26 protein-coding genes and 1 riboswitch are annotated in these 24,575 nt (G+C 56.7%); of the genes, 18 read left to right on the top strand and 8 right to left on the bottom strand.

The features are described from left to right. Window positions 1-6: 6 nt before the first annotated feature. Window positions 7-897: a maltose ABC transporter permease MalG gene (gene malG / locus BWI76_RS01820; RefSeq protein ID WP_004137581.1), complete on the top strand. Its 891-nt coding sequence runs from the start codon at window positions 7-9 to the stop codon at window positions 895-897. 191 nt (window positions 898-1,088) lie between these two features. Here malG and psiE read toward each other — a convergent pair whose 3' ends face one another. Continuing rightward, the gene (gene psiE, locus BWI76_RS01815; protein ID WP_004097754.1) at window positions 1,089-1,499 is read right to left on the bottom strand and encodes a phosphate-starvation-inducible protein PsiE; all 411 of its coding nucleotides are present in this window, start codon (window positions 1,497-1,499) and stop codon (window positions 1,089-1,091) included. Between the two features lie 144 nt (window positions 1,500-1,643). Between psiE and BWI76_RS01810 the strand changes: the two genes are divergently transcribed. Next, a complete protein-coding gene (locus BWI76_RS01810) occupies window positions 1,644-2,153 on the top strand; it encodes a GNAT family N-acetyltransferase (protein ID WP_004137582.1) in 510 nt (169 codons plus the stop codon). A gap of 8 nt (window positions 2,154-2,161) precedes the next feature. After that, entirely contained in the window at window positions 2,162-2,617 is a 456-nt protein-coding gene (locus BWI76_RS01805; RefSeq protein ID WP_004097740.1) for an acyltransferase, read from the top strand. Between the two features lie 45 nt (window positions 2,618-2,662). Here BWI76_RS01805 and pgi read toward each other — a convergent pair whose 3' ends face one another. Continuing rightward, window positions 2,663-4,312, bottom strand: coding sequence for a glucose-6-phosphate isomerase (gene pgi, locus BWI76_RS01800; RefSeq protein WP_024360180.1), 1,650 nt, complete (start codon window positions 4,310-4,312; stop codon window positions 2,663-2,665). A 352-nt stretch (window positions 4,313-4,664) separates the two neighbouring features. Then, window positions 4,665-4,898, top strand: a riboswitch (Lysine riboswitch). 180 nt (window positions 4,899-5,078) lie between these two features. Between pgi and lysC the strand changes: the two genes are divergently transcribed. Then, window positions 5,079-6,428, top strand: coding sequence for a lysine-sensitive aspartokinase 3 (gene lysC / locus BWI76_RS01790; protein ID WP_004137585.1), 1,350 nt, complete (start codon window positions 5,079-5,081; stop codon window positions 6,426-6,428). A gap of 38 nt (window positions 6,429-6,466) precedes the next feature. Here the strand turns inward: lysC and BWI76_RS01785 are convergent, their stop codons facing one another. After that, window positions 6,467-7,255: a nucleotidyltransferase domain-containing protein gene (locus BWI76_RS01785; RefSeq protein WP_049089240.1), complete on the bottom strand. Its 789-nt coding sequence runs from the start codon at window positions 7,253-7,255 to the stop codon at window positions 6,467-6,469. Between the two features lie 5 nt (window positions 7,256-7,260). After that, window positions 7,261-8,388 carry a slipin family protein gene (locus BWI76_RS01780; RefSeq protein ID WP_049089224.1) on the bottom strand — a complete coding sequence of 376 codons (1,128 nt, stop codon included), beginning with the start codon at window positions 8,386-8,388 and terminating at the stop codon, window positions 7,261-7,263. Between the two features lie 138 nt (window positions 8,389-8,526). Here BWI76_RS01780 and BWI76_RS01775 point away from each other — a divergent pair, with 138 nt between their 5' ends. The 4 genes from BWI76_RS01775 (at window position 8,527) to BWI76_RS01760 (ending at window position 11,927) form a co-directional block, all read left to right on the top strand. Then, window positions 8,527-8,730 (top strand): hypothetical protein, encoded by a 204-nt coding sequence (locus BWI76_RS01775; RefSeq protein ID WP_071830618.1) that lies wholly within the window; start codon window positions 8,527-8,529, stop codon window positions 8,728-8,730. Window positions 8,731-8,835: 105 nt separating this feature from the next. Next, a complete protein-coding gene (rtcR, locus tag BWI76_RS01770) occupies window positions 8,836-10,416 on the top strand; it encodes an RNA repair transcriptional activator RtcR (RefSeq protein ID WP_004137588.1) in 1,581 nt (526 codons plus the stop codon). A gap of 111 nt (window positions 10,417-10,527) precedes the next feature. Beyond that, window positions 10,528-11,469: a ketopantoate/pantoate/pantothenate transporter PanS gene (gene panS / locus BWI76_RS01765; protein WP_004137589.1), complete on the top strand. Its 942-nt coding sequence runs from the start codon at window positions 10,528-10,530 to the stop codon at window positions 11,467-11,469. A gap of 185 nt (window positions 11,470-11,654) precedes the next feature. Next, window positions 11,655-11,927, top strand: coding sequence for a DUF3811 domain-containing protein (locus tag BWI76_RS01760; RefSeq protein WP_004137590.1), 273 nt, complete (start codon window positions 11,655-11,657; stop codon window positions 11,925-11,927). Here the strand turns inward: BWI76_RS01760 and rluF are convergent. Continuing rightward, window positions 11,924-12,796: a 23S rRNA pseudouridine(2604) synthase RluF gene (gene rluF / locus BWI76_RS01755; protein WP_004137591.1), complete on the bottom strand. Its 873-nt coding sequence runs from the start codon at window positions 12,794-12,796 to the stop codon at window positions 11,924-11,926. The two genes, BWI76_RS01760 and rluF, sit on opposite strands and share 4 nt — an antisense overlap. Window positions 12,797-13,144: 348 nt before the next feature. Here rluF and BWI76_RS01750 point away from each other — a divergent pair, with 348 nt between their 5' ends. From BWI76_RS01750 to BWI76_RS01715, 8 genes are all read left to right on the top strand, one after another. Continuing rightward, on the top strand, window positions 13,145-14,092 hold the full coding sequence (locus BWI76_RS01750) for a sugar-binding transcriptional regulator (protein ID WP_032711104.1): 948 nt from the start codon (window positions 13,145-13,147) through the stop codon (window positions 14,090-14,092). A gap of 70 nt (window positions 14,093-14,162) precedes the next feature. Beyond that, window positions 14,163-14,966 (top strand): SDR family oxidoreductase, encoded by an 804-nt coding sequence (locus BWI76_RS01745; protein ID WP_064371516.1) that lies wholly within the window; start codon window positions 14,163-14,165, stop codon window positions 14,964-14,966. 9 nt (window positions 14,967-14,975) lie between these two features. Next, the gene (locus tag BWI76_RS01740; protein WP_004137595.1) at window positions 14,976-15,383 is read left to right on the top strand and encodes a mannose/fructose/sorbose PTS transporter subunit IIA; all 408 of its coding nucleotides are present in this window, start codon (window positions 14,976-14,978) and stop codon (window positions 15,381-15,383) included. Beyond that, entirely contained in the window at window positions 15,383-15,877 is a 495-nt protein-coding gene (locus BWI76_RS01735; protein ID WP_004137596.1) for a mannose/fructose/sorbose PTS transporter subunit IIB, read from the top strand. The genes BWI76_RS01740 and BWI76_RS01735 overlap by 1 nt, the downstream gene beginning before the upstream one ends. A gap of 188 nt (window positions 15,878-16,065) precedes the next feature. Then, the gene (locus tag BWI76_RS01730; RefSeq protein WP_049087459.1) at window positions 16,066-16,863 is read left to right on the top strand and encodes a PTS mannose/fructose/sorbose transporter subunit IIC; all 798 of its coding nucleotides are present in this window, start codon (window positions 16,066-16,068) and stop codon (window positions 16,861-16,863) included. 11 nt (window positions 16,864-16,874) lie between these two features. Then, window positions 16,875-17,699 (top strand): PTS system mannose/fructose/sorbose family transporter subunit IID, encoded by an 825-nt coding sequence (locus tag BWI76_RS01725; RefSeq protein ID WP_004137598.1) that lies wholly within the window; start codon window positions 16,875-16,877, stop codon window positions 17,697-17,699. Between the two features lie 123 nt (window positions 17,700-17,822). Then, complete coding sequence (gene sorE, locus BWI76_RS01720) at window positions 17,823-19,052, top strand: L-sorbose 1-phosphate reductase (protein ID WP_004137599.1); 1,230 nt, start codon at window positions 17,823-17,825, stop codon at window positions 19,050-19,052. After that, window positions 19,045-19,854, top strand: a complete 810-nt coding sequence (locus BWI76_RS01715) for a shikimate 5-dehydrogenase (protein WP_004138476.1) — start codon at window positions 19,045-19,047, stop codon at window positions 19,852-19,854. Before sorE ends, BWI76_RS01715 begins: the two co-directional genes overlap by 8 nt. A 31-nt stretch (window positions 19,855-19,885) precedes the next feature. On the opposite strand, the gene BWI76_RS01710 is transcribed toward BWI76_RS01715, so the two are convergent. Beyond that, window positions 19,886-20,203 carry a CcdB family protein gene (locus tag BWI76_RS01710; RefSeq protein WP_004138474.1) on the bottom strand — a complete coding sequence of 106 codons (318 nt, stop codon included), beginning with the start codon at window positions 20,201-20,203 and terminating at the stop codon, window positions 19,886-19,888. After that, entirely contained in the window at window positions 20,203-20,496 is a 294-nt protein-coding gene (locus BWI76_RS01705; protein WP_004138471.1) for a type II toxin-antitoxin system CcdA family antitoxin, read from the bottom strand. Before BWI76_RS01705 ends, BWI76_RS01710 begins: the two co-directional genes overlap by 1 nt. Before the next feature lie 236 nt (window positions 20,497-20,732). Between BWI76_RS01705 and pepE the strand changes: the two genes are divergently transcribed. Beyond that, window positions 20,733-21,422: a dipeptidase PepE gene (gene pepE / locus BWI76_RS01700; RefSeq protein WP_004138468.1), complete on the top strand. Its 690-nt coding sequence runs from the start codon at window positions 20,733-20,735 to the stop codon at window positions 21,420-21,422. Between the two features lie 243 nt (window positions 21,423-21,665). Then, window positions 21,666-22,646, top strand: coding sequence for an IS110 family transposase (locus BWI76_RS01695; protein WP_004138466.1), 981 nt, complete (start codon window positions 21,666-21,668; stop codon window positions 22,644-22,646). A 261-nt stretch (window positions 22,647-22,907) separates the two neighbouring features. Here the strand turns inward: BWI76_RS01695 and BWI76_RS01690 are convergent, their stop codons facing one another. Next, the gene (locus BWI76_RS01690; RefSeq protein WP_004127714.1) at window positions 22,908-24,539 is read right to left on the bottom strand and encodes a Na/Pi cotransporter family protein; all 1,632 of its coding nucleotides are present in this window, start codon (window positions 24,537-24,539) and stop codon (window positions 22,908-22,910) included. Between the last annotated feature and the right edge of the window lie 36 nt (window positions 24,540-24,575).

The following is a 24,575-nucleotide window of genomic DNA, read 5'->3' as shown; positions in this document are numbered from 1 at the left end:
ACGATTATGGCTATGGTTCAACCCAAATCTCAGAAGCTGCGCCTGTTTACCACGCATCTCCTGCTGCTGGTTTTTATCGCGGCGATTATGTTCCCGCTGCTGATGGTCATCGCTATCTCTCTGCGCGAAGGGAACTTCGCCACCGGTAGCCTGATCCCTGAAAGTATCTCCTGGGAGCACTGGCGGCTGGCGTTAGGCTTCAGCGTTGAACACGCTGACGGTCGCGTCACGCCGCCCCCCTTCCCGGTCCTGCTGTGGCTGTGGAACTCCATCAAGGTGGCCGGCATTACCGCCATTGGCATCGTCGCGCTCTCTACTACCTGCGCTTACGCTTTTGCCCGTATGCGCTTCCCGGGTAAAGCCACGCTGCTGAAAGGGATGCTGATTTTCCAGATGTTCCCCGCGGTTCTGTCGCTGGTCGCGCTGTATGCCCTGTTTGACCGTCTCGGCCAGTACGTGCCGTTCGTCGGCCTGAATACCCACGGCGGCGTCATCTTCGCCTATATGGGCGGTATCGCGCTGCACGTCTGGACGATTAAAGGTTACTTCGAAACCATCGACGGCTCGCTGGAGGAAGCGGCGGCGCTGGACGGCGCCACCCCGTGGCAGGCTTTCCGCCTGGTGCTGCTCCCGCTGTCGGTACCGATTCTGGCGGTGGTGTTTATTCTGTCGTTCATCGCCGCGATTACCGAAGTACCGGTGGCCTCCCTGCTGCTGCGCGATGTGAACAGCTATACCCTGGCGGTCGGAATGCAACAGTATCTCAACCCGCAGAACTATCTGTGGGGCGACTTTGCCGCTGCAGCGGTGCTCTCCGCTATTCCGATTACCGTAGTGTTCCTGCTGGCCCAGCGCTGGTTGGTCAACGGCCTGACGGCAGGCGGAGTGAAAGGTTAATTTTTTTGTAACACCCGCCCCAAATTTCAGATGAGGGCCGGCGGTTTAGCGGCAATGCGCGTCCCCAACCGGGCATTGCCGCCGCCGCCCTCAGCTGAAAAAGTAAGGCAAATGCCACTGCTATCCTCAACTGGACCCTACATAAATTCTATTTGTGACTGTTGGTCAGCGGCCCTGGAGGCCGCTTTTTTTTATTCGCGTTTCAGGCGGTTGGAATTACACAGCCAAAGCGTAATCACCAGAATCAGGATCGCAGCGGAGTAAATCAGCACCGCCATAGGCGACTCATGATCGATAATGATCAGGCGGACGATGGCGGTGATGCCGATATAGACAAAGTAGCGCAGCGGGAAGTGAAATCCCGACTCAAAATACTTCACTATCAGCGCGATAAACTCGAAATAGAGGAAGTAGACGACCAGCCCCTCCACCAGCTTGTACTTGCTGACAGGCTCCGGCGTAAACAGGACGTGCGCCAGATGCAACGTCTCCTTGCCCAGAAATACGATCAGAATGACCCCCAGGCACAGCAGGCCAAGATTCAAAACGGTTTGCATTGCGGTTGCAATAAAACTCACCAACGGACGATAAACCGGCGGCATAGATACACCTCATAATCATCATTATTTGTGACCTGTATAACGCAAAAGTGTGATCCAGATCGACATTATTCGTTAACTTTTTGCCACCGGCGGCGTAAATGTAACAATCACTTGCCACACTGACAGGTTAAAAAGGAAACAACCATGTTCAAAATTCGTATTGCAGGGCCAGAAGATGCAGCCTTGCTCAACGAAATGGCCAATGCCAGCTATCGCCACCACTTTGCCCATCTCTGGCACAACGCCGATGAACTGGAGCACTACCTGCAGCAAGAATATTCCATGGCCGCGCTGGCGCCCAGCCTGGCCGATCCGCAGTGCTGTTGGTTGATTGCGGAAGCCGCGCGTCCTGTCGGCTTTGCTAAATACGCCTGTGGTCAGAATATTCATCCCGAGGGTCCCTCCGGCACGCTGCTGCATAAGCTTTATCTGCTGCCCGACGCCACCGGACATCGCTACGGCGAGCAGATTTTCCGCGCCGTCGAGACGCGAGCAAAAGAGAAGGGTGAACGCTGGCTATGGCTGGAAGTGCTCGCCGTGAATACCAGCGCCCGCCGTTTTTATGAACGCCAGGGGATGCAGCACGTGAAGGATGTGGCATTTCATTCTGCAACCCAGGAAAGCACACTCCATATTCTGGCTAAACCAATCTGAGAGGCAGCATGCATACCCTTCGTGAAACAGCCATTCGCAACGTCGCCAGCGGCGAAAACGTGGTGATTTACCAGCCCGCCAACCTCTACGACTGCACGCTTGGCGATAACGTCTTCGTCGGGCCATTTGTGGAGATTCAGGGCCATACCCGCATCGGCAACGACAGCAAAATTCAGTCCCACACCTTTATCTGCGAGTACGTGACCATCGGCGAGCGCTGTTTTATCGGCCACGGCGTGATGTTCGCCAACGATATGTTCCGCGAGGGAAAACCCAACGCCGACCGCGAGAGCTGGGGAAGAATTGTGATTGGCAACGATGTGTCTATCGGCAGCGGCGCAACCATTCTGGCGGTCAGCATCTGCGATGGGGTCGTGATTGGCGCGGGCAGCGTGGTGACCAAATCCATTACTGAGAAAGGCGTGTGGGCCGGGAACCCGGCAAAGCTGCTGCGCCGGCTATAACAAAAATGCCGGCCACATGGGCCGGCATTGCGAACGTTTTAGCGATTATGCGCGCCAGGATTTATAGCGGTTAATCAGGCCGTTAGTGGAGCTGTCGTGGCTGCTCACTTCGGAACCATCTTTCAGCTCCGGCAGGATGCGGTTAGCCAGCTGTTTGCCCAGCTCCACGCCCCACTGGTCGAAGGTGAAGATGTTCATAATCACGCCCTGGGTGAAGATTTTGTGCTCATACAGGGCAATCAGCGCGCCCAGGCTGAACGGCGTAATTTCACGCAGCAGGATGGAGTTGGTCGGGCGGTTGCCTTCAAACACTTTGAACGGCACCACGTGTTCCAGGGTCGCCGGATCTTTACCCTGATCGCGATATTCCTGCTCAACCACTTCGCGGGATTTACCAAACGCCAGCGCTTCGGTCTGGGCAAAGAAGTTAGACAGCAGCTTCGGATGGTGGTCGGACAGCGGGTTGTGGGTAATCGCCGGGGCGATAAAGTCGCAAGGCACCATTTTGGTCCCCTGGTGAATCAGCTGGTAGAACGCGTGCTGACCGTTGGTACCCGGCTCGCCCCAGATGATTGGGCCCGTCTGGTAATCCACGGCGTTGCCGTTACGGTCAACGTATTTACCGTTGGATTCCATGTTGCCCTGCTGGAAGTAGGCGGCAAAGCGGTGCATATACTGGTCGTACGGCAGAATCGCTTCGGTTTCAGCACCGAAGAAGTTGTTGTACCAGATACCGATCAGCGCCAGCAGTACCGGCAGGTTTTTCTCAGGCGCGGTCGTGGAGAAGTGTTTATCCATCGCGTGCGCGCCGGAGAGCAGCTCAACAAAGTTGTCGAAGCCGACGGACAGGATGATGGACAGGCCGATGGCTGACCACAGAGAGTAACGGCCGCCAACCCAGTCCCAGAACTCAAACATATTGGCGGTATCAATACCGAACTCGCCAACCGCTTTACCGTTGGTCGAGAGCGCGGCGAAGTGTTTCGCTACGTGCTTCTCATCGCCGGCGGTCGCCAGGAACCAGTCGCGCGCGCTGTGAGCGTTGGTCATGGTTTCCTGAGTGGTAAAGGTTTTCGACGCGACCAGGAACAGCGTGGTTTCCGGGTTCACCGTTTTCAGCACTTCGGCGATGTGGGTCCCATCGACGTTGGAAACAAAGTGCATGTTCAGGTGGTTTTTGTACGGGCGCAGCGCTTCGGTCACCATGAACGGGCCGAGGTCGGAGCCGCCGATACCGATGTTCACGACGTCGGTAATCGCTTTACCGGTGTAGCCTTTCCAGTTGCCGGAGATAATGGCTTCGGAGAAGGTTTTCATCTTCTCAAGCACGGCGTTCACTTCCGGCATCACGTCTTTGCCATCAACCAGAATCGGAGTATTGCTGCGGTTACGCAGCGCAACGTGCAGCACCGCGCGGTCTTCCGTGCGGTTAATCTTCTCGCCGGAGAACATGGATTTAATGGCGTCTGCCAGGAAGGTCTCTTTGGCCAGGTCCTGCAGCTTAGCCAGCGTCTCTTCGGTGATGCGGTTTTTGGAAAAATCCACCAGCATCAGATCGTCGAACGTGGCGGAGAATTTAGAGAAACGATCGCTATCCTTCGCGAACAGATCCGCGATGGTAACGTCTTTCATTTCATCAAAGTGTTTCTGTAATGCCTGCCAGGCAGAGGTCTGCGTTGGGTTGATGTTTTTCATTAGCAATACTCTTCTGATTTGAGAATTGTGACTGCGGTCGATTGTAGCGCCGGTGACGAAAAATTGTGATGATTTTTATGTTATGCCGATGATACGCGTCAGAAATTGGACCGATTTGGCGCAAAACGCCCCTGATAGTATAGACATCATAAGGCTTTTTTCTGTCAGCGACCCGCCCATGAAAAATCCGCATAACCCTGACGTTGACATACTTCGCCTGAAGCCTTTATATAACGGCAGTATTTACGTATACGTAGGTATGTATGGATCGCGCATTTCACGCTACAGCGAAAGGGTATTGCAGGGGGGTATAATGTCCCGCGTCCCCCTGGCAAAGTGAAAGACGTCGGTAATTGCCAGAAGAGGTGCGTTGCCCAGGTAACCGTATTGGAGGAGCCAGTCCGGGGAAAATACGTGAGGGGGAGCAACGCCGAGGTGAATAAGCGTCTGGTTACGCTCATCACCGGCCACAGGGGCTGAATCCCCTGGGTTGTCACCAGAAACGTTCGCAGTCGGGCGTTTCATACTCGCCAGCTGATACAAAGCATCGGCAAGCGGGTCTACAAGGTGGAGCACTTCTGGGTGACATCGTAGTTTGTTTATCGCTCTGCGCCCACCCTGTTTTTCGCTCTTCCCTTGTGCCATGGCTGAATAATTTGGCCTGGCTTATTAAGACATTTTATTGCAATCCGGTTGCGTCCAGCCCCGCCAGGATTGGTTTTCTGGAATCGTTTTAATAAGTCAGGCCCCCTGACACGAGGTTGTTATGACAGATTTAGTTGTAGCCAAGTTCGGCGGCACCAGCGTTGCCGATTTTGATGCCATGAACCGCAGCGTAGACGTCGCGCTGTTGGATGCCAATACCCGCGTGGTGGTGCTTTCCGCCTCAGCGGGCGTGACCAACCTGCTGGTCGCATTAGCGGAAGGGCTGGAACCCGGCGAACGTTTCGCGAAACTCGATGCCATGCGTCAAATCCAGTTCAATATTCTGGAGCGTCTGCGCTATCCGAACGTGATCCGCGATGAAATAGAGCGCCTGCTGGAAAACATCACCACCCTGGCGGAAGCCGCCTCCCTGGCCAGTTCAACCGCGTTAACCGACGAGCTGGTCAGCCATGGCGAACTGATGTCTACCCTGCTGTTTGTCGAGATCCTGCGCGAGCGCGGTATCGCCGCCCAGTGGTTCGACGTACGCAAAATTATGCGCACCAACGACCGCTTTGGCCGCGCGGAACCGGATATCGCCGCCTTATCTGAATTAACCCAGCAGCAGCTGACCCCGCGCCTTGCGGAAGGGCTGGTGATCACCCAGGGCTTTATCGGCAGCGAAGCCAAAGGCCGTACCACCACCCTGGGCCGCGGCGGCAGCGACTATACCGCCGCGCTGCTCGGCGAAGCGCTAAACGCCACCCGCGTCGATATCTGGACCGATGTTCCGGGTATCTACACCACCGACCCGCGCGTCGCGCCGGCAGCCAAACGCATTGACGTTATCGCTTTTGAAGAAGCGGCGGAAATGGCGACCTTTGGCGCGAAGGTCCTGCATCCGGCCACCCTGCTCCCCGCCGTGCGCAGCGATATTCCGGTATTCGTCGGCTCCAGCAAAGAGCCGAAGGCCGGCGGCACGCTGGTGTGCAAAAACACCAAAAACCCGCCGCTGTTCCGCGCGCTGGCGCTGCGCCGCAAGCAGACGCTGCTAACCCTGCACAGCCTGAATATGCTGCACTCGCGTGGTTTTCTGGCCGAAGTGTTTAGTATTCTGGCGCGTCACAGCATCTCCGTCGATCTGATCACCACGTCGGAAGTGAGCGTGGCGCTAACCATGGATACCACCGGTTCGACGTCAGCTGGCGATACCCTGCTCACCCAAGGGCTGTTGACCGAACTTTCCTCTCTGTGCCGGGTTGAGGTCGAGCAGGATCTGGCGCTGGTCGCCATCATTGGTAATGAGCTGTCGAAAGCGTGCGGCGTCGGTAAAGAGGTGTTTGGCGTACTGGATCCGTTCAACATTCGAATGATTTGCTATGGCGCATCCAGCCACAACCTGTGCTTCCTGGTGCCGGGAGCGGATGCCGAAAAAGTGGTGCAGAAGCTGCATCATAATCTGTTCGAGTAATGGCGAAAAAATGGCCCGTCATTTCTGCCGGGCCATTTTTAGTTCCCCATCACCGTGGTCATCAGCAATCTGTCCAACTCCCTAATATCCCCTGTCCGGCTATCCGGCAGCGCGGGAGGGATCGCGCCTCTGAGCAGCTCGGACTGAATAAACGCATGCAGTAATGGTCGCCGCGGGCCGTACTCCGCCTCTCCCGCACGTTGTTTACGTTCCAGCAGCGCGTTTATTTCCTCACGCAGCCCCGTTTCCAGCTCGCTTCCCGCCAGCAGTTGATCAAAGCGCATCGGCGGTACGCCTTTTCCCGCCTCAACCCAGCGGACGGCCAGCAGCGGGCGCAGCACGTAGAAGTACTTTTTCAGCCGCACGTGTTCGCCTTGCAGATAGCCGCGAAAATTTTTCCTGGCCATCGAGTAGTAATGCCAGCGGGCGCGTACCGGAGAAAACCAATGCGGGATGAGTTTTTTAAGCGCCTTAACCGTCGCGTCATCCTGCCGATACACCACTGGCGAATCCAGCCACTCGATCAGCGTCGGGTTCGCCCCTTTCAGCAGGCCCAGCGCCTTGCGCCACTCCCAGCCGCAGACGTCCAGCTCATCGTCAATGGGCAGCTCGATAACATCGCGCGGCGCGTCCACCCGCAGATACCACTCCAGCGGATGAACGTAGAGAAACCGCACATCATAATCGCTGTCCGGCGAGGCAAAGCCCCAGCCTCGGCTACCGGATTCACAGGCGTAGAGCACTCTGACGCCGTAGCGCCGCTCCACGTCCGTTAACTGCCGTTGCACCTTATGGCGCATAGCGGCATTCACACCGTGATACGTCATTTTCATTATCCTTTTAGATTCACCAGGCCATGCAGCACCTGGTCCAGACCGCCAAAGACCGAGATTTTATCGATACGTTCCGCCACTCTTTCCAGCGTTTCCAGCTCTTTTAAGCGCAGCGCGACAGGATTATTTTCCATCACCTTCGCGGTGTTGAGCAGCGAACGGGTCGCCGCGGTCTCTTCACGGCGGCGGATCACATTCGCCTGCGCCGATTTCTCCGCTTCCACCAGCTGCGACAGAATGGCTTTCATGTCGCCGGGCAGCACAATATCCTTCACGCCCAGCGAGGCGACGTCGATGCCAAATGCCGCCATGCGCTCGGTAACCTGCGCGTTCACCACCTCATCGATGATTTTCTTATCTTCCAGCAGCTCGTCCAGCGTTCGCGTCCCGACGGCTTCACGCAGCGCAAACTGCAGCTCGCGATACAGATGATCCAGCGGCTTCGTCAGCTGTCCGAACGCCCGCAGCACATCGTCATAGCGCCAGTTCGCCGCCAGATTTAAACGCAGGTTCACTTTATCTTTGGTCAGAATCTCCTGACCGCCAACCTCCAGCACCTGCAGGCGGGTATCGACCACTTCCGCTTCCACCAGGTGATTGACCTTCCAGTACGCGCTTAATCCCGGCTGCAGCAGCGCTTGCGTCTCACCGTCGACTTTCAACACCCCAACGTGCCACGCCGGCACCGATACGGTGAGGATCGCTTCGCGGCCTTTTACCGCCCCGTGACGTCGCGGCTGCAGCACCGCATTCATGATGTCAGCCGGAACCTCAACCTGGCGGGTATCGATACGTAGCAGCCGCATCTCGTCACCGGCGGACCAGTACAGCCGGCGCGTCGAAGGCGGTAAAATGTCCTGCAGCACACCGTTGGCATACAGCGCCCCGGTTTCGATATCCGTCAAATCCACCGCCAGGCAGTAGCGTTCAACCCATTGAGGCTGAAAGCGTCGTAAATACTCCGCCAGCGCTTCCGGCACCTCGCTGCCGTCCCGGTTTACGATCAGCACGTCAGGAACGTTGAACCACGGCAGGCGGTGCTCGCCTGCTTCCAGAACCTGATAGTAGTCACCCTGGCGGGATAAAAGGCCAAGCTGACCTTTACGTACCGTAATTTTTTTCGTCATTTTTTATTCCTTTACATTTAATCAGGCGCGGGTGCAGGGGCGGAGCCGCAGGGGAACTCCCTTTTGCCTGCGGCACGGCGCCTTTACCGGCGACCAGCTTTGGGGAGTGCCGACTGCGCACAACCCCGTGGTGTTTTTATGATTAACAACCAGTTTTCATTGGAGATGAAATCGGGAATCGAACCCATTGGTGGTCATCGGCTGACGGAACGCGCCCGAAAAACGGTCTGTACCGTTCCTGGCGTGCCGGCGGGGTTTAATCCCCTGCGTCTTCAGCATCGTGACGAAAGGACTATTGCCAGATGCGTGCCAAAAACAAAAATGGCGAAAGTTATTTTTTAACTAATTAATTAGTAAAGTTTTTATTTTTAAAGCACACCGTGACGCTTGCTCACGCCAGCAGGTTTTTTTATCTTTAAATATCGATACTTATCTTTTGGGATAAACATGAAAAAGCGGCGAGTGGTGATAGGCGTCCTCGGAACGGTACTGGATAAACGCGGCAAGCGAGCGAACCGCTTTAAAAAATGGCGGCCCACCGTGGGGCTATGCCAGCAGGCCGATTTTCCCGTCGACCGGCTGGAGCTCCTCCACCAGCCGCGTGATGAAAGCATGGCGCAAAAGCTGATTGACGATATCGCCCAGCTTTCGCCGCATACCGAAGTGCGCCCGCATACGGTTGAGATAAACGATCCCTGGGATTTTGAAGAGGTCTACGCGGCGTTTCTCGACTTTGCCAACCGCTATCGCTTTGATACCGAAAACGAAGAGTATCTGGTGCATATCACCACCGGGACCCACGTGGCGCAGATCTGCTGGTTCCTGCTGACCGAAGCGCGCTACCTCCCCGCCAGCCTGCTGCAGACCAGCCCTGCGCCGAAAAGCGCAGCGGATGAAGCCGTCGCCGCCGGTATTTACTCGGTGATCGATCTGGACTTAAGCCGCTATACGGCGCTCACCAGCCGCTTTCAGCGCGAGCAGCAGCAGTCCGTCTCCTTCCTGAAGGCAGGCATCGAGACGCGGAACGCGACGTTCAACGCGCTTATCGATCGTATTGAGCGCGTGGCGATCCGATCGGCCGATCCGATCCTGCTTACCGGCCCAACGGGCGCTGGTAAATCCGTCCTCGCCAAACGTATTTTTCAGCTTCGTCAGTCGCGGCATCGGGTGGCGGGAAAATTCATGGCGGTGAACTGCGCCACGCTGCGCGGCGATAACGCCATGTCCACGCTGTTTGGCCATGTCAAAGGCGCGTTTACCGGCGCGGTGACGCCTCGCGCCGGGCTATTACGCGAAGCCGACGGCGGCGTACTGTTTCTCGATGAAATCGCCGAGCTGGGGCTGGATGAGCAGGCCATGCTGCTGAAGGCCATCGAAGAAAAAACCTTTTTTCCGTTTGGCTCGGATAAAGAGGTGCACAGCGACTTCCAGCTGATCGCCGGCACGCATCGCGATATGCAGCAGTGGGTGGCAGAGGGGCGCTTTCGCGAAGATCTTTATGCGCGCATCAATATGTGGCGCTTTGCCCTCCCCGGCCTGGCGCAGCGGCGGGAAGATATTGCGCCGAACGTGGAGTATGAATTACGCCGACTGGCCAACGAGCGGCAGACGCAGATCCGCTTCGATAAAGACGCCCGCGAGCGCTATCTGGCCTTTGCCTGCTCGCCGCAGGCGCAATGGCGCGGCAATTTCCGCGAACTTAGTTCGTCCGTGACGCGCATGGCGACCCTGGCCGAGCAGGGGCGCATTACGCTGGCCGTTGCGGAAGAGGAGATAATGCTGCTGAAAGCGAGCTGGCAGCTCACGACATCTTCTGCTGATATTGCGATGGAAATCGATCTGTTCGATCGCCGCCAGTTGGAAACGGTGCTGGCGGTCTGCCAACGCAGCGCTTCGCTCTCCGAAGCCGGACGCGAGCTGTTCGCCGTCTCCCGGCAGAAAAAGGCCAATCCCAACGATGCCGACCGTCTGCGCAAGTATTTAGCGCGCTTCGGACTCAGTTGGGAGATCGTCCGCAGCGGAACATGAGCATAATTTGTTTGAATAATATGTCTTAGCACGATAAACAATAGCGATGGCCGGGCTCGATCCCGGCCGGTCTATAACAAGCAAACACAACTTACGTGCAAGGAAAACAACATGCTCGCCACGCTTACGCGGCTGTTCCCATTATGGGCGCTGCTGCTCTCGGTTATCGCCTATTACACGCCATCCACTTTCACTCCCGTTGGCCCGTGGGTCCCGACGCTGCTGATGCTGATTATGTTCGGTATGGGCGTGCACCTGAAAGTCGACGATTTTAAGCGCGTGCTTTCCCGCCCCGCGCCGGTCGCCGCAGGCATTTTTCTCCACTACCTGGTGATGCCCCTCGCCGCCTGGCTGCTGGCGCTGATTTTTCATATGCCGCCGGAGCTCTCCGCCGGGATGGTGCTGGTCGGCAGCGTCGCCAGCGGTACGGCATCCAACGTGATGATCTTTCTGGCAAAAGGCGATGTCGCGCTTTCGGTCACCATCTCGTCGGTTTCCACGCTGGTCGGTGTGGTCGCCACGCCGTTGCTGACGCGTCTGTACGTAGATGCGCATATTCAGGTGGACGTGATGGGGATGCTGCTCAGCATTCTGCAAATCGTGGTGATCCCGATTGCGCTGGGGCTGGTCGTGCATCATCTGCTGCCGAAAGTGGTCAAGGCGGTTGAGCCGTTCCTGCCGGCCTTTTCGATGGTCTGCATTCTGGCGATTATCTGCGCCGTGGTGGCCGGTTCCGCGTCGCATATCGCTTCCGTAGGCTTTGTGGTGATTATCGCCGTCATCCTGCATAACACCATCGGCCTGCTCGGCGGCTACTGGGGCGGACGGCTGTTTGGCTTTGACGAGTCCACCTGCCGCACGCTGGCGATCGAGGTGGGAATGCAGAACTCCGGCCTTGCTGCCGCGCTGGGGAAAATCTACTTTGGCCCGCTGGCCGCGCTGCCCGGCGCGCTGTTCTCGGTCTGGCACAACCTGTCCGGCTCGCTGCTGGCCGGTTACTGGTCAGGAAAGCCTATTGTTGATAAATCGCGTAAAACGGTAAAAGAGAGCTAACAACCCGTAATTTTCCCGGCTTGCGCTGCGCTTAGCCGGGCTACGGTCCGTGCAGCTTGCGGGTTTTGTAGCCCGGACAGGTGCGCAGCACCTGTCCGGGATTTTCTGCGAGGCACAATAATTTACCGTGAGACGTCAGCCCCAATACCGTACACTGAAGCCATAGGCTAACTGAGGGCACGACTATGGCACTCCCCCGCATCACCCAAAAAGAGATGACCGAGCGCGAACAGCGAGAACTGAAAACCCTGCTCGACCGCGCGCGCATCGCCCACGGCCGTCCGCTGACTAACGCGGAAACCAATAGCGTGAAAAAAGAGTACATCGATAAGCTGATGCTCCAGCGGGAAACCGAGGCGAAAAAAGCCCGCCAGCTGAAGAAAAAGCAGGCATACAAACCGGATGCAGAGGCCTCGTTTTCCTGGTCGGCCAATACGCCGACCCGCGGCAGACGTTAACGCCCTTTCTTTCTGCGCCCCGGCGCGGTAAAGCGTTTGCCGTTCGACGCCGGGCGGGAAGATTTCTCGCCGCTTTTTTCAATCGCCACCACCGGGCGCTTGATGCCGGCCGTTTTCGGCTTTGCTTTTGCCTTCGGTTTCGCTTCTGAAGACGAGCTCTCAATCAGTTTAAAGAGATCGATCAGCTCATCATCGGTCAGATCGCGCCACTCTCCCAGCGGGATCCCCGTCAGGCTGACGTTCATGATCCGCGTCCGTTCAAGCTTCGTCACTTCATAGCCAAAGTGTTCGCACATCCGGCGAATCTGGCGATTCAGCCCCTGCACCAGGGTGATACGAAATACAAACGGCGCTTCTTTTTTCACTTTGCACTTCTTCGTCACCGTGCCGAGAATCGGTACCCCCGCGCCCATACCGCGGATAAACTCATCGGTTATTAGCTTATCAACGGTGACCAGATACTCTTTTTCGTGATCGTTACCAGCGCGCAGGATCTTATTCACCAGATCGCCATGGTTGGTCAGAAAGATCAGCCCCTGGGAGTCTTTATCCAGACGACCGATTGGGAAAATGCGTTTACTGTGGTTAACGAAATCCACAATATTGTCGCGCTCGCCGTCTTCGGTGGTGCTGACGATGCCAACCGGTTTATTCAGCGCAATCAGGACGAGATCGTCCGCTTCGCGCGGCTCAATCAACCGGCCATTGACCTTTACCACGTCGCCAGCTTTAACCTGGTCGCCAATGGTGGCGCGCTTGCCGTTGATAAAAACGTTGCCTTGTTCAATAAAGCGATCGGCTTCACGGCGCGAGCAAATTCCGCTCTCGCTGATGTATTTATTAAGTCGGGTTGATGAGTCGGGCAGCATAAAATCTCCTGTAAAAGCGAAATATACCCTACCTTGCGGGCGATAAAAAAGAATCGCGCGCGCGTCGCCTGGCGCTAAGTGTGATCTGCCCCGCCTTTCAACACAAAAGTGTACTCTTGAGATCCCGGCAACTTTACTCAGCGAAATAACGCAGAATCAGGCTGTTAGCATGCCTGGCACAAACGTGCCGTCGACCTCATGCCAGCAAAGCAAATGTGCAACACAAACGGTCAGAACACCCTCTTGAAATAGAGGAAAATTTCTTTGAAGCGGGCCGCTGATGGGGTTATATCAGATCATGACAGCCATTCTCTCATTTGCACAAATGTGCAGGAGCCGACAGTGACGATGGAAAACAGCGACGATATTCGTCTGATCGTGAAAATCGCCCAGCTCTATTACGAGCAGGATATGACCCAGGCGCAGATAGCCCGCGAACTGGGGATATATCGCACCACCATCAGCCGCCTGTTGAAACGCGGCCGCGAGCAGGGCATCGTCACTATCGCCATCAACTATGACTACAACGAAAATCTGTGGCTTGAGCAGCAGCTAAAACAAAAATTTGCTCTCAAAGAGGTGGTGGTGGCGGCCAGCGACGCTCTACAGGAGGAGGAGCAGCTCAATCTCATCGGCCAGCATGGCGCGCAATTGGTTGATAGGCTGCTGGAGCCGGGCGATATCGTCGGCTTCTCCTGGGGGCGGGCGGTGCGCGCGCTGGTGGAGAATCTGCCGCAGGCCGGTCAGTCCCGCCAGGTTATCTGCGTGCCGATTATCGGCGGCCCCTCCGGCAAACTGGAAAGCCGCTACCACGTGAATACGCTAACCTACGGCGCAGCGGCGAAGCTGAAAGCGGAATCTCATCTCGCCGACTTTCCGGCACTTCTCGATAATAAATTGATTCGCAACGGTATTATGCAGTCACAGCACTTTAAAACGATTGCCTCCTACTGGGATAACCTGGACGTCGCGCTGGTGGGGATTGGTTCCCCGGCGATCCGCGACGGCGCAAACTGGCACGCGTTTTACGGCAGTGAAGAGAGCGACGATCTCAACGCCCGCCAGGTTGCCGGAGATATCTGCTCACGCTTTTATAATATTGATGGCCTGATGGTAGAGACCGCCATGAGTGAGAAAACGCTCTCTATTGAGATGGCGAAACTCAGACAGGCGCGCTATTCGGTAGGCATCGCGATGGGCGCGGAAAAATACTCCGGCATCCTTGGTGCCTTAAACGGTCATTACATTAACTGTCTGGTGACGAATCGAGAAACCGCTGAGTCATTACTGAAGTAAATTTCAGGAATATGTTTTCACGCAGCGCTGCTGCGGGGGATCCCTTTATCTAAAGAAACAGGAGTCGATAATGAATACATGGTTAAATTTAAAAGAAAAAATAATTACCGTGACCGGCGGCGCATCAGGAATTGGCCTGGCGATTGTCGATGAGTTATTAGCCCAGGGCGCGAACGTGCAGATGATCGATATTCACGGTGGCGATAAGCATCAGAGTAGCGGTAATTATAACTTCTGGCCTACCGATATATCCAGCGCCAGCGAAGTACATAAAACCGTCGACCATATTATTCAACGTTTTGGCCGCATCGATGGTTTAGTCAATAACGCTGGCGTTAACTTCCCGCGCTTATTAGTCGATGAGAAAGCACCGTCCGGTCGCTATGAATTAAATGAAGCGGCATTCGAAAAAATGGTCAATATCAACCAGAAAGGCGTGTTCCTGATGTCGCAGGCGGTGGCGCGCCAGATGGTTAAACAGCGCAGCGGCGTGATTGTTAACGTCTCGTCGGAAAGCGGCCTCGAAGGCTCGGAAGGCCAGAGCTGCTATGCCGCGACCAAGGCCGCGCTGAACAGCTTTACCCGCTCCTGGTCGAAAGAGCTGGGCAAGCACGGTATCCGCGTGGTGGGCGTCGCGCCGGGCATTCTGGAAAAAACCGGCCTGCGTACCCCGGAGTATGAAGAAGCGTTGGCCTGGACCCGTAATATTACCGTCGAACAGCTGCGCGAAGGCTATAGCAAAAATTCTATTCCTCTTGGCCGCTCCGGTCGACTCACTGAAGTGGCTGATTTTGTTTGCTATCTACTCTCAGAACGCGCCAGCTACATGACCGGAGTAACCACTAACATCGCCGGCGGAAAAACGCGCGGCTAAGGGGGGAAAATGGTTAACGTCATCTTCTGCGCCCACGGCCAGCTAGCCTGCGCCATGCTCGACTCGGTGCGCATGGTCTACGGCGATGTCAACGTTAGCGCCGTGGAATTTGTACCGGGAGAAAACTCGGGCGATATCGCCGATAAGCTTGAAAAGTTGGTAAGTACTCACAAAGAGGAGGAGTGGCTTATCGCCGTCGATCTCCAGTGCGGCAGCCCGTGGAACGCCGCCGCCGGGCTGGCGATGCGCAACCCGCGGCTCCGGGTCATCAGCGGCTTGTCGCTACCGCTGGCTCTGGAGCTGGTGGATAACCAGCAAACGATGCATGCGGAAGAACTGTGCCAACATCTTGAGACCATCGCCAGCCAGTGCTGCGTCACCTGGCGGCAGCCGGAAACCGTTGAGGAGGATTTCTGATGAACATTACGCTCGCGCGCATTGACGACCGCCTGATTCACGGCCAGGTCACCACCGTTTGGTCAAAAGTGGCTAACGCCCAGCGCATTATTATCTGTAATGACGACGTTTATAATGACGACGTTCGCCGCACGCTGCTTCGCCAGGCCGCGCCTCCGGGCATGAAGGTCAACGTGGTGAATCTTGAGAAAGCCGTCGCCGTTTATCACAACCCGCAATATCAGGACGAAACCGTTTTTTATTTATTCACCAACCCGCAGGACGTACTAACCATGGTGCAGCAGGGCGTCAACATAGCCACCCTGAATATTGGCGGCATGGCCTGGCGTCCGGGTAAAAAACAATTAACCAAAGCAGTCTCATTAGACGAAGCGGATATTAATGCCTTTCAGCAGTTAGATAAGTTGGGTGTTAATCTTGATTTACGCGTCGTAGCCTCGGATCCGTCAGTTAATATTCTCGATAAAATAGCAGAGCAGTCCGTAACAGAATAATAAAAGGCTCCTGTTTTATTACACACTGTCATTCTGGATGCATCGCGGCGACAAATGAGCGAGTCACCAGCAGCATAGATAACTATGTGACTGGGGCAAGAAAGTGTCGTCAACAAAGAGGCAGCCTGAAGGACAGCGTGTAAATGCCGTAACAGGCAGGGATTTCTATACCCTCAAGGTGAAAAATTATGGAAATAAGTACCCTACAAATCATCGCCATATTTATTTTTTCCTGTATTGCCGGGATGGGCAGCGTGCTGGATGAATTCCAGACTCATCGCCCATTAATCGCCTGTACCGTGATTGGCTTAATTCTCGGCGATTTAAAAACCGGGATTATGCTCGGCGGCACGCTGGAGCTGATCGCGCTCGGCTGGATGAACGTCGGCGCGGCGCAGTCTCCGGATTCGGCGTTAGCCAGCATTATCTCCGCCATCCTGGTGATCGTGGGCCAGCAAAGTATCGCTACTGGAATAGCGATTGCGCTGCCGGTCGCCGCGGCGGGCCAGGTGCTCACCGTGTTCGCCCGTACCCTTACCGTGGTGTTTCAGCACGCGGCGGATAAGGCAGCAGAAGAAGCGCGCTTCGGGACAATCGATCTGCTGCACGTATCGGCGCTGGGCGTTCAGGCGCTGCGCGTCGCCATTCCCGCACTCATCGTTTCTCTGTTTGTCAGCGCGGATATGGTCAGCAATATGCTCAACGCCATCCCAGAATTCGTTACCCGCGGTCTGCAAATCGCCGGCGGTTTTATCGTGGTGGTCGGCTACGCCATGGTGCTGCGCATGATGGGCGTGAAGTATCTGATGCCCTTCTTCTTCCTCGGCTTCCTTGCGGGCGGCTATCTCGATTTCAGCCTGCTGGCCTTCGGCGGCGTAGGGGTCATCATCGCGCTGATTTATATCCAGCTCAATCCACAGTGGCGCAAATCCGAACCGCAGGCTGCCGCCACCTCTTCCACCGCCCTTGACCAGCTTGACGACTGATGGAGCCCAACATGGAACAGAGAAAAATTACCCAAGGCGACCTGGTGAGCATGTTTCTGCGCTCCAACCTGCAGCAGGCGTCATTCAACTTCGAGCGTATTCACGGGCTTGGCTTTTGCTACGACATGATCCCGGCCATCAAGCGCCTCTATCCGCTGAAGGAGGATCAGGTCGCCGCGCTGAAGCGCCATCTGGTGTTCTTTAACACCACCCCGGCGGTGTGTGGGCCGGTGATTGGCGTGACCGTCGCGATGGAGGAAGCGCGGGCCAACGGCGCCGCTATCGACGATGGCGCCATCAACGGGATCAAAGTCGGCCTGATGGGCCCGCTGGCCGGGGTGGGTGACCCGCTGGTGTGGGGCACGCTGCGGCCGATTACCGCCGCCCTCGGCGCTTCGCTGGCGCTCTCCGGAAACCTGGTTGGCCCGCTGCTGTTCTTCTTTATTTTCAATGCGGTGCGTCTGGCTATGAAGTGGTACGGGCTGCAGCTTGGCTTCCGTAAAGGGGTCAATATCGTCAGCGAGATGGGCGGTAACCTGCTGCAAAAACTGACCGAAGGCGCCTCCATTCTTGGCCTGTTTGTGATGGGCGTGCTGGTCACCAAGTGGACCACTATCAATGTACCGCTGGTGGTCTCGCAAACGCCGGGCGCCGATGGCTCGACCGTCACCATGACCGTACAGAACATCCTCGATCAGCTCTGCCCCGGCCTGCTGGCCCTGGGCCTGACCCTGCTGATGGTGCGTCTGCTCAATAAGAAAGTGAACCCGGTATGGCTGATTTTCGCCCTGTTCGGTTTGGGGATACTCGGTAACGCGCTGGGCTTCCTGTCCTGATTATTCCGCCCCGACGATGCCGGGGCTACTTCAACAAGTTAGCCCCAACAGATTTCGCAGTACGGCAAGGCGGCAACCGAACGTACCCGTAATGTGAAAGATGAAGGGGATGAGGTGGTAAATATGCAAACAACAGCCCTGCGCCTGTACGGCAAACGCGACCTGCGCCTGGAAACCTTCGAACTCCCGGCGATGCAGGATGATGAAATCCTCGCCCGGGTGGTCACCGACAGCCTGTGCCTCTCCTCATGGAAAGAGGCGAACCAGGGCGAGGACCACAAAAAGGTGCCGGACGATGTGGCGACCAACCCGATCATCATCGGCCATGAGTTCTGCGGGGAAATTATCGCCGTCGGCAAAAAGTGGCAGCACAAGTTTCGCGCTGGTCAACGCTATGTTATTCAGGCCAACCTGCAGCTGCCGGATCGCCCGGACTGCCCCGGCTATTCCTTCCCGTGGATCGGCGGCGAAGCCACCCACGTGGTGATCCCCAACGAGGTGATGGAACAGGATTGTTTGCTTTCCTGGGAAGGCGATACCTGGTTTGAAGGCTCGCTGGTGGAACCGCTTTCCTGCGTGATCGGCGCGTTCAACGCCAACTATCATCTGCAGGAAGGCAGCTATAACCATGTGATGGGCATTCGCCCACAGGGGCGCACGCTGATCCTCGGCGGCACCGGCCCGATGGGGCTGCTGGCTATCGACTACGCGCTGCATGGCCCGATCAATCCGGCGCTGCTGGTGGTCACCGACACCAATAAGCCCAAGCTCAGCTATGCGCGCCAGCACTATCCCTCCGAGCCGCAAACGTTGATTCACTATCTTGATGGGCGTGACGCCAGCCGCGAAACGCTGATGGCGCTCTCCGGCGGCCACGGTTTTGACGATATCTTCGTCTTCGTCCCAAATGAACAGCTCATCACCCTGGCTTCCTCGCTGCTGGCCGCAGACGGCTGCCTGAACTTCTTCGCCGGTCCGCAGGATAAGCAGTTCAGCGCGCCGATCAATTTTTACGATGTGCATTACGCCTTTACCCACTACGTTGGCACCTCCGGGGGCAATACCGACGATATGCGCGCCGCCGTCGCGCTGATGCAGGCGAAAAAAGTCCAGGCCGCGAAGGTGGTGACACATATTCTGGGGCTGAACGCGGCGGGCGAGACGACCCTGGATTTACCGGCGGTTGGCGGCGGTAAAAAGCTGGTCTATACCGGGAAAAATATCCCGCTGACGCCGCTGGGAGAAATCCGCGATCCGCAGCTGGCGGCGATCATGGAGCGCCATCACGGTATCTGGTCAAAAGAGGCGGAGGAGTATCTGCTGGCCCACGCGGAGGATATTGCTCATGATTAATCGCGATACGCAGCTGTGCATGTCGCTGGCCGGTCGCCCGGGCAACTTCGGCACCCGCTTTCATAACTATCTGTATGAAAAGCTCGGGCTGAATTATATCTATAAAGCCTTTACCACCCAGGACATTGCCGCGGCGGTAAACGGCGTGCGCGCATTAGGCGTTCGCGGCTGCGCGGTCTCGATGCCGTTTAAAGAGAGCTGTATACCGTTTCTCGACGCGCTTGACCCTTCGGCAAAGGTGATTGATTCGGTCAACACCATCGTCAACGACGACGGCAGGCTGACCGGGCTGAATACTGACTATATCGCGGTAAAAAGCCTGATTGACAGCCATCGGCTCGACGCCTCCGCCAAAGTGATGATCCAGGGCAGCGGCGGGATGGGCAAAGCGGTCATCGCCGCCTTCCGCGATGCCGGTTTCCGCGATGTGATTATCGCCGCCCGCCATCGCGAGCGCGGCCTGGCGCTGGCGAAGCAGTACGGTTTTCAGTGGCAGCCCAGGCCGGAGGGAATGGCGGCGGATATTCTGGTTAACGTCACCCCGCTCGGTATGGCGGGCGGTGCGGAAAGCGAAACCCTGGCCTTTAGCCAGACAATGGTGGAACGGGCCGCCGTGGTATTTGACGTGGTCGCGCTACCGCCGGAAACCCCGCTTATCAGGCTGGCGCAGAGGCTGGACAAGCGCGTTATCAGCGGCGCGGAGGTGATTGCCCTGCAGGCGGTGGAGCAGTTTGCGCTCTACACCGGCGTGCGTCCGGACGCGGCGCTTGTCGCTGAAGCCGCGGCCTTTGCCAGAGGGTAGGGGCAAAACGGTGAGCGCCAGGGAGGGCGCTCTAATAACCGTTGATCAGAAAGTCGATTGCATCGCGCAGCGCAGCCCTGTCCGCCGTCAAATCAGCAACGCACTTGCCCAGTTCTTTTTGCTGCAAACCCGCCATCATATGCGTCATCACAATATAAGTTTGACCGGCAATCGTAATCACGGGGCAAATTTTGGTCGGAGGCTGGGTATCAGGTAGTTGGTTTTGTTCTATCACAGGGGCAACCAGGATATGCTTCAGGACATTCGCGACCGGATGCTGCAGGTTGATTAAATAAGGGAAAACCTTTTTACCGCTTCCCGTATTCTCATAAGCGCAATATTGTTCCATCAGAACGGCCTTTGAAAATCACTAAACGAACCGTTTTCTTCTACCCATTGGTTAATCGTATCGATCGATTTCTTATTGTCTCGTAACCACTCTTCACGTTTGTGCTCACGAAATTTCTCAAGTAAAGCTTCCGTTAAAACCGCCGAAATGTTGATTTTAAGTTTACGCGCCTCTTCCAGGATTTCAGGCGAAAGCGAGACATTGACTGATTTTTTAACGTTCGACGTAGTGCGCATGATAGCCCCCATGGTAATGCGCATGACATGCCTCAGATTAGCGTAATAAACGAGCATTTTCTATTCCTTTGCCTGTGAATCATCAACGTAAAACTAAGCGGTTCCCGCTAACCTGTCACGCCCGGTAGAGTCAGTCTGCGAGGCGCTTTCCAGATTAATTCAGAGAGTCGCTGCGCCAATAATCGCCGTTCCGCTATGCTCAGCGCGTCTCAGCGTGAGCCACGTCAGCAAGCGGTAAGATATCCTGTGATAACATCCCTGCCCGAATAATCATCTGGCCAAATGGAGAAATGATGGAACTGCTGCTATTGAGTAACTCAACGCTGCCGGGCAAAGCCTGGCTGGAACATGCGCTGCCGACCATTGCCGGGCAGCTAAACGGCCGCCGTTCTGCGGTATTTATTCCTTTCGCCGGGGTAACGCAAACCTGGGACGATTACACCGCGAAAACCGCCGCCGTCTTCAGCCCAATGGGCGTCACGGTCACCGGTATTCACAGCGTCGCGGACCCGGTGTCGGCGATTGCGAATGCGGAGATAGTTATCGTCGGCGGCGGCAACACCTTTCAGCTGCTGAAAGAGTGCCGCGAACGCGGCCTGCTGGCGCCGATGGTGGATGTGGTGAAGCGCGGAGCGCTGTATATCGGCTGGAGCGCGGGCGCTAACCTGGCCTGTCCGACGATTCGCACCACTAACGATATGCCGATTGTCGACCCTAACGGTTTTGCTGCGCTGGGGTTGTTCCCGCTGCAAATTAACCCGCATTTCACCAACGCGCTGCCGGAAGGCCATAAAGGCGAGACCCGCGAGCAGCGGATCCGCGAGCTGCTGGTGGTTGCGCCAGAGCTGACGATTATCGGTCTGCCGGAAGGCAACTGGATTCAGGTGACGCAGGGCCACGCCACCCTCGGCGGCCCGAATCCGACGCTGGTGTTCAGAGCCGGAGAAGAAGCAGTAACCCTCAACGCTGGTCATCGTTTCTGATCCCTGCTTGCTCTTGTCCCGGAGGCGGCGCGTTGCGCCTGTCCGGGCTTGTATGATTAACCCGTCAGAAAGAACCGGCCAGTTCTCTCTGATGGCGGTCCGGATGCCGTGTCCGGGCTTAGGCTTTCGCGCCTGTTCCGTAGATCCTTTGCACCGGACCGCCGTTCTTTCTCATGTGATAAACCGGACAGTATCATGGACCGGCTTTCACCGGTAACCCGTATTCGCAAGGTTGGTTTCACTATGGAAAATGAACTCCACTTCATCGGTATTGATGTCGCCAAAGCTAAACTGGATGTCGATATTCTTCGCCCTGATGGCCGGCATCGTTGTAAAAAATTTGACAATACCCTCTCCGGGCACGAAGCGCTGGTCCGCTGGCTTCGCGGCCATGATGTGAACCGTGCCCATGTCTGCATGGAATCCACCAGCACCTACATGGAAGACGCGGCCGCGCATCTGAGTGATGCCGGGTATACCGTGTCCGTCATCAACCCCGCCCTCAGTAAAGCTTTCGCACAGAGTGAGGGGTTGCGCAGTAAAACCGACAAAGTGGACGCCCGTATGCTGGCTCACTTCTGCCGGGAAAAACGCCCGCCAGCCTGGGAGGCCCCCCATCCGACAGAGCGGGCACTGAAAGCCCTGGTGTTACGCCATCAGGCGCTGACAGAGATGCAGACACAGGAGAAAAACCGGCGGGAAACCGCGCCGGAAGTTCAGCTGACCAGCATTGATATCCTGCTGGGGTGTCTGAGCGCGGAGCTGGCGCGTATCGAAAAACAGATAAAAGACCTGACGGATAATGACCCGGATATGAAACAACGGCGGAAGCTGCTGAACAGTATCCCGGGCATCGGAGAGAAAACGGCGGCGGTTCTGCTGGCGTATACGGGCCTGAAGCTGAAGTTCGGTACAGGGCGGCAGTTCGCGGCGTATGCAGGACTGACGCCGGTGCAGCATGAGTCAGGCAGCAGCGTGATGCGGGCGAGCCGGATGAGCAAGGCGGGACCGGTTCATCTGCGCAAAGCGCTATACATGCCAGCGTTATCGGCGCTGTACCATACGGCGTGGGGAAAAGCGTTCAGGAAAAGGCTGGAGGGGAATGGTAAGCGTGCGAAAGTCATCACAGGGGCGATGATGCGAAAGCTGGCGCAGGTGGCGTACGGTGTACTGAAGTCAGGAAAGGCGTTCGATGCGTCACAGCATGAGCTGTTGATAGCGTAAGAAAGCGTGCCGGATGAAACGACAGCGCGGGATGTCGCTGTCGTTGTTGTGCCTGTCATCCGGGAGCCGGAGAAGATGACAGTGGTGAAAAGAGTTGCAGGCGTTCACAGTATCTACCGTTCCGCAGATGTCCGTGGGCCAGCGCATTCCCCGGGTTGCGGCGTAAACGCCTTACCCGGGCTACCGGCCCGCAGACGGCGGTAATCCTGTAGCCCGGCTAAGCGCAGCGCGAACCGGGGATGTCAGGCGGCTCATCAGCGCTTAATAATCATCGCGCTCATCGTCCTCATCCGGCTGCTCCATCACGCTATAGGCTACTGAGCAGAACAGCGAGTTAAGACGTTTCATATCGCCCAGCAGCGCGAGGTGCAGCGTACTGGTTTCAATACTCTGCACGTTTTGCTGATGCAGACGGTCAACGTGCGCGTGTGAGTAGCGGCGGTTCATAATGCGAAAACGATGCTTGCTGCGTCGCAGGCGGCGGGCGCTCGGCACGTCGCCGGAGAAGAAGACCGACATCGCCAGCTGCAGATTGCTGAGCAGCTGATCGTAGAGCGCGTCCAGCTCTTTCAGCCCCTCCATAGAGAATGCGCGGCGCGCGGCCAGCGATTTATCGGCGATTTCGCTCCCCATCCTTTCGACAATATCCGAAGCCTGCTCGAGGTTGAGCGCCATTTCGATAATTTCCGCCCAGCGGCGGGACTCCTCATCCGCCAGCTCCTCTTTCGGCATCCGCGCCAGATAGAGCTTAATCGCGGTGTAAAGCACGTTGATATCATCCGCCATCCGCCGTAGCTCTTTCTCCTCACGCGGCTCGCCGTGCATCACTTTACGCAGGCTTTCCAGCATCTGCTCCATGGCATCGCCGATACGCAGGGTTTCACGGGCGGCATTGGCCAGCGCCAGCGCGGGCGTATCCAGCGCCGAAGTATCCAGGTGCTTCGGCTTCAGTCGCGCATCCAGCTCCGGCTCATCGCGAATCAGACGCTTACAGAGATTCGCCATCGGCCCGGCGAACGGCACCATGGCGATACAGCGGATCAGGTTGTAGAAGACGTGGAAATAGATGACCAGCTCGGATTTTTGCAGCGGGAGTTCATCCATGACGTTTGCCAACAGATGCACAAACGGCAGGATAATCAGGCTGCCCACCAGCTTAAACAGCAGGCTGCCGAGCGCAACGCGGCGCGCGGCGGCATTGGCGCCGCTGTTGTTTAACATGGCCAGCAGTCCGGAGCCGAGGTTGGCGCCGATCACCAGGCACAGCGCCACCGGAAACGAAATCACGCCGGTGGCGGTTAACGTCGCGGTCAGCAGCACCGCCGCCAGACTGGAATAGCTGATGATGGCAAACACCGCGCCGATCAGCGCATCCAGCATAATATCGCCGGTCAAAGAGGCGAAAATCACCTGTACCCCGTTGGCCTGGGTGATGGGATGCACCGCCTGGACGATCAGCTCCAGCGCCAGCAGAATCAAGCCCAGACCAATCCCCACGCGCCCAAGCTGGCCCGCGCGCGTTTGTTTGCGGCCAAGGAAAAAAATCACGCCGATAAAAATCAGCAGCGGCGAAAGCCACGACAGGTCGAAGGTCAGCACCCTCGCCATCAGCGCGGTACCGACGTCAGCGCCCAGCACCATCACTAGCGCAGGGGCCAGCGCCACCAGATCCTGGGCGACAAAAGAGGTGACCAGCATGGTGGTGGCGTTGCTGCTCTGGACCAGCGCGGTAACGCCGATCCCCGCGCAGAAGGCGAGCGGTTTTTTCTCTACGCTGCTGCTGAGCACGCTGCGCAGGCGAGCGCCGTAGACGCGCATCACGCCAGTACGGACGATATGGGTGCCCCACACCAGTAGAGCGACGGCGGACAACAGGTGTAGCAGAGTTAACACGGAATCAGCTTCTCCTTATATTTATTCGTTCCCGAA

Origin of the sequence: Klebsiella sp. M5al (assembly GCF_002090195.1) — a bacterium.
Classification (GTDB): domain Bacteria; phylum Pseudomonadota; class Gammaproteobacteria; order Enterobacterales; family Enterobacteriaceae; genus Klebsiella; species Klebsiella grimontii.
Note: the sequence above shows the minus strand (reverse complement) of the source record. Positions and strands in the feature narration are given on the sequence as shown.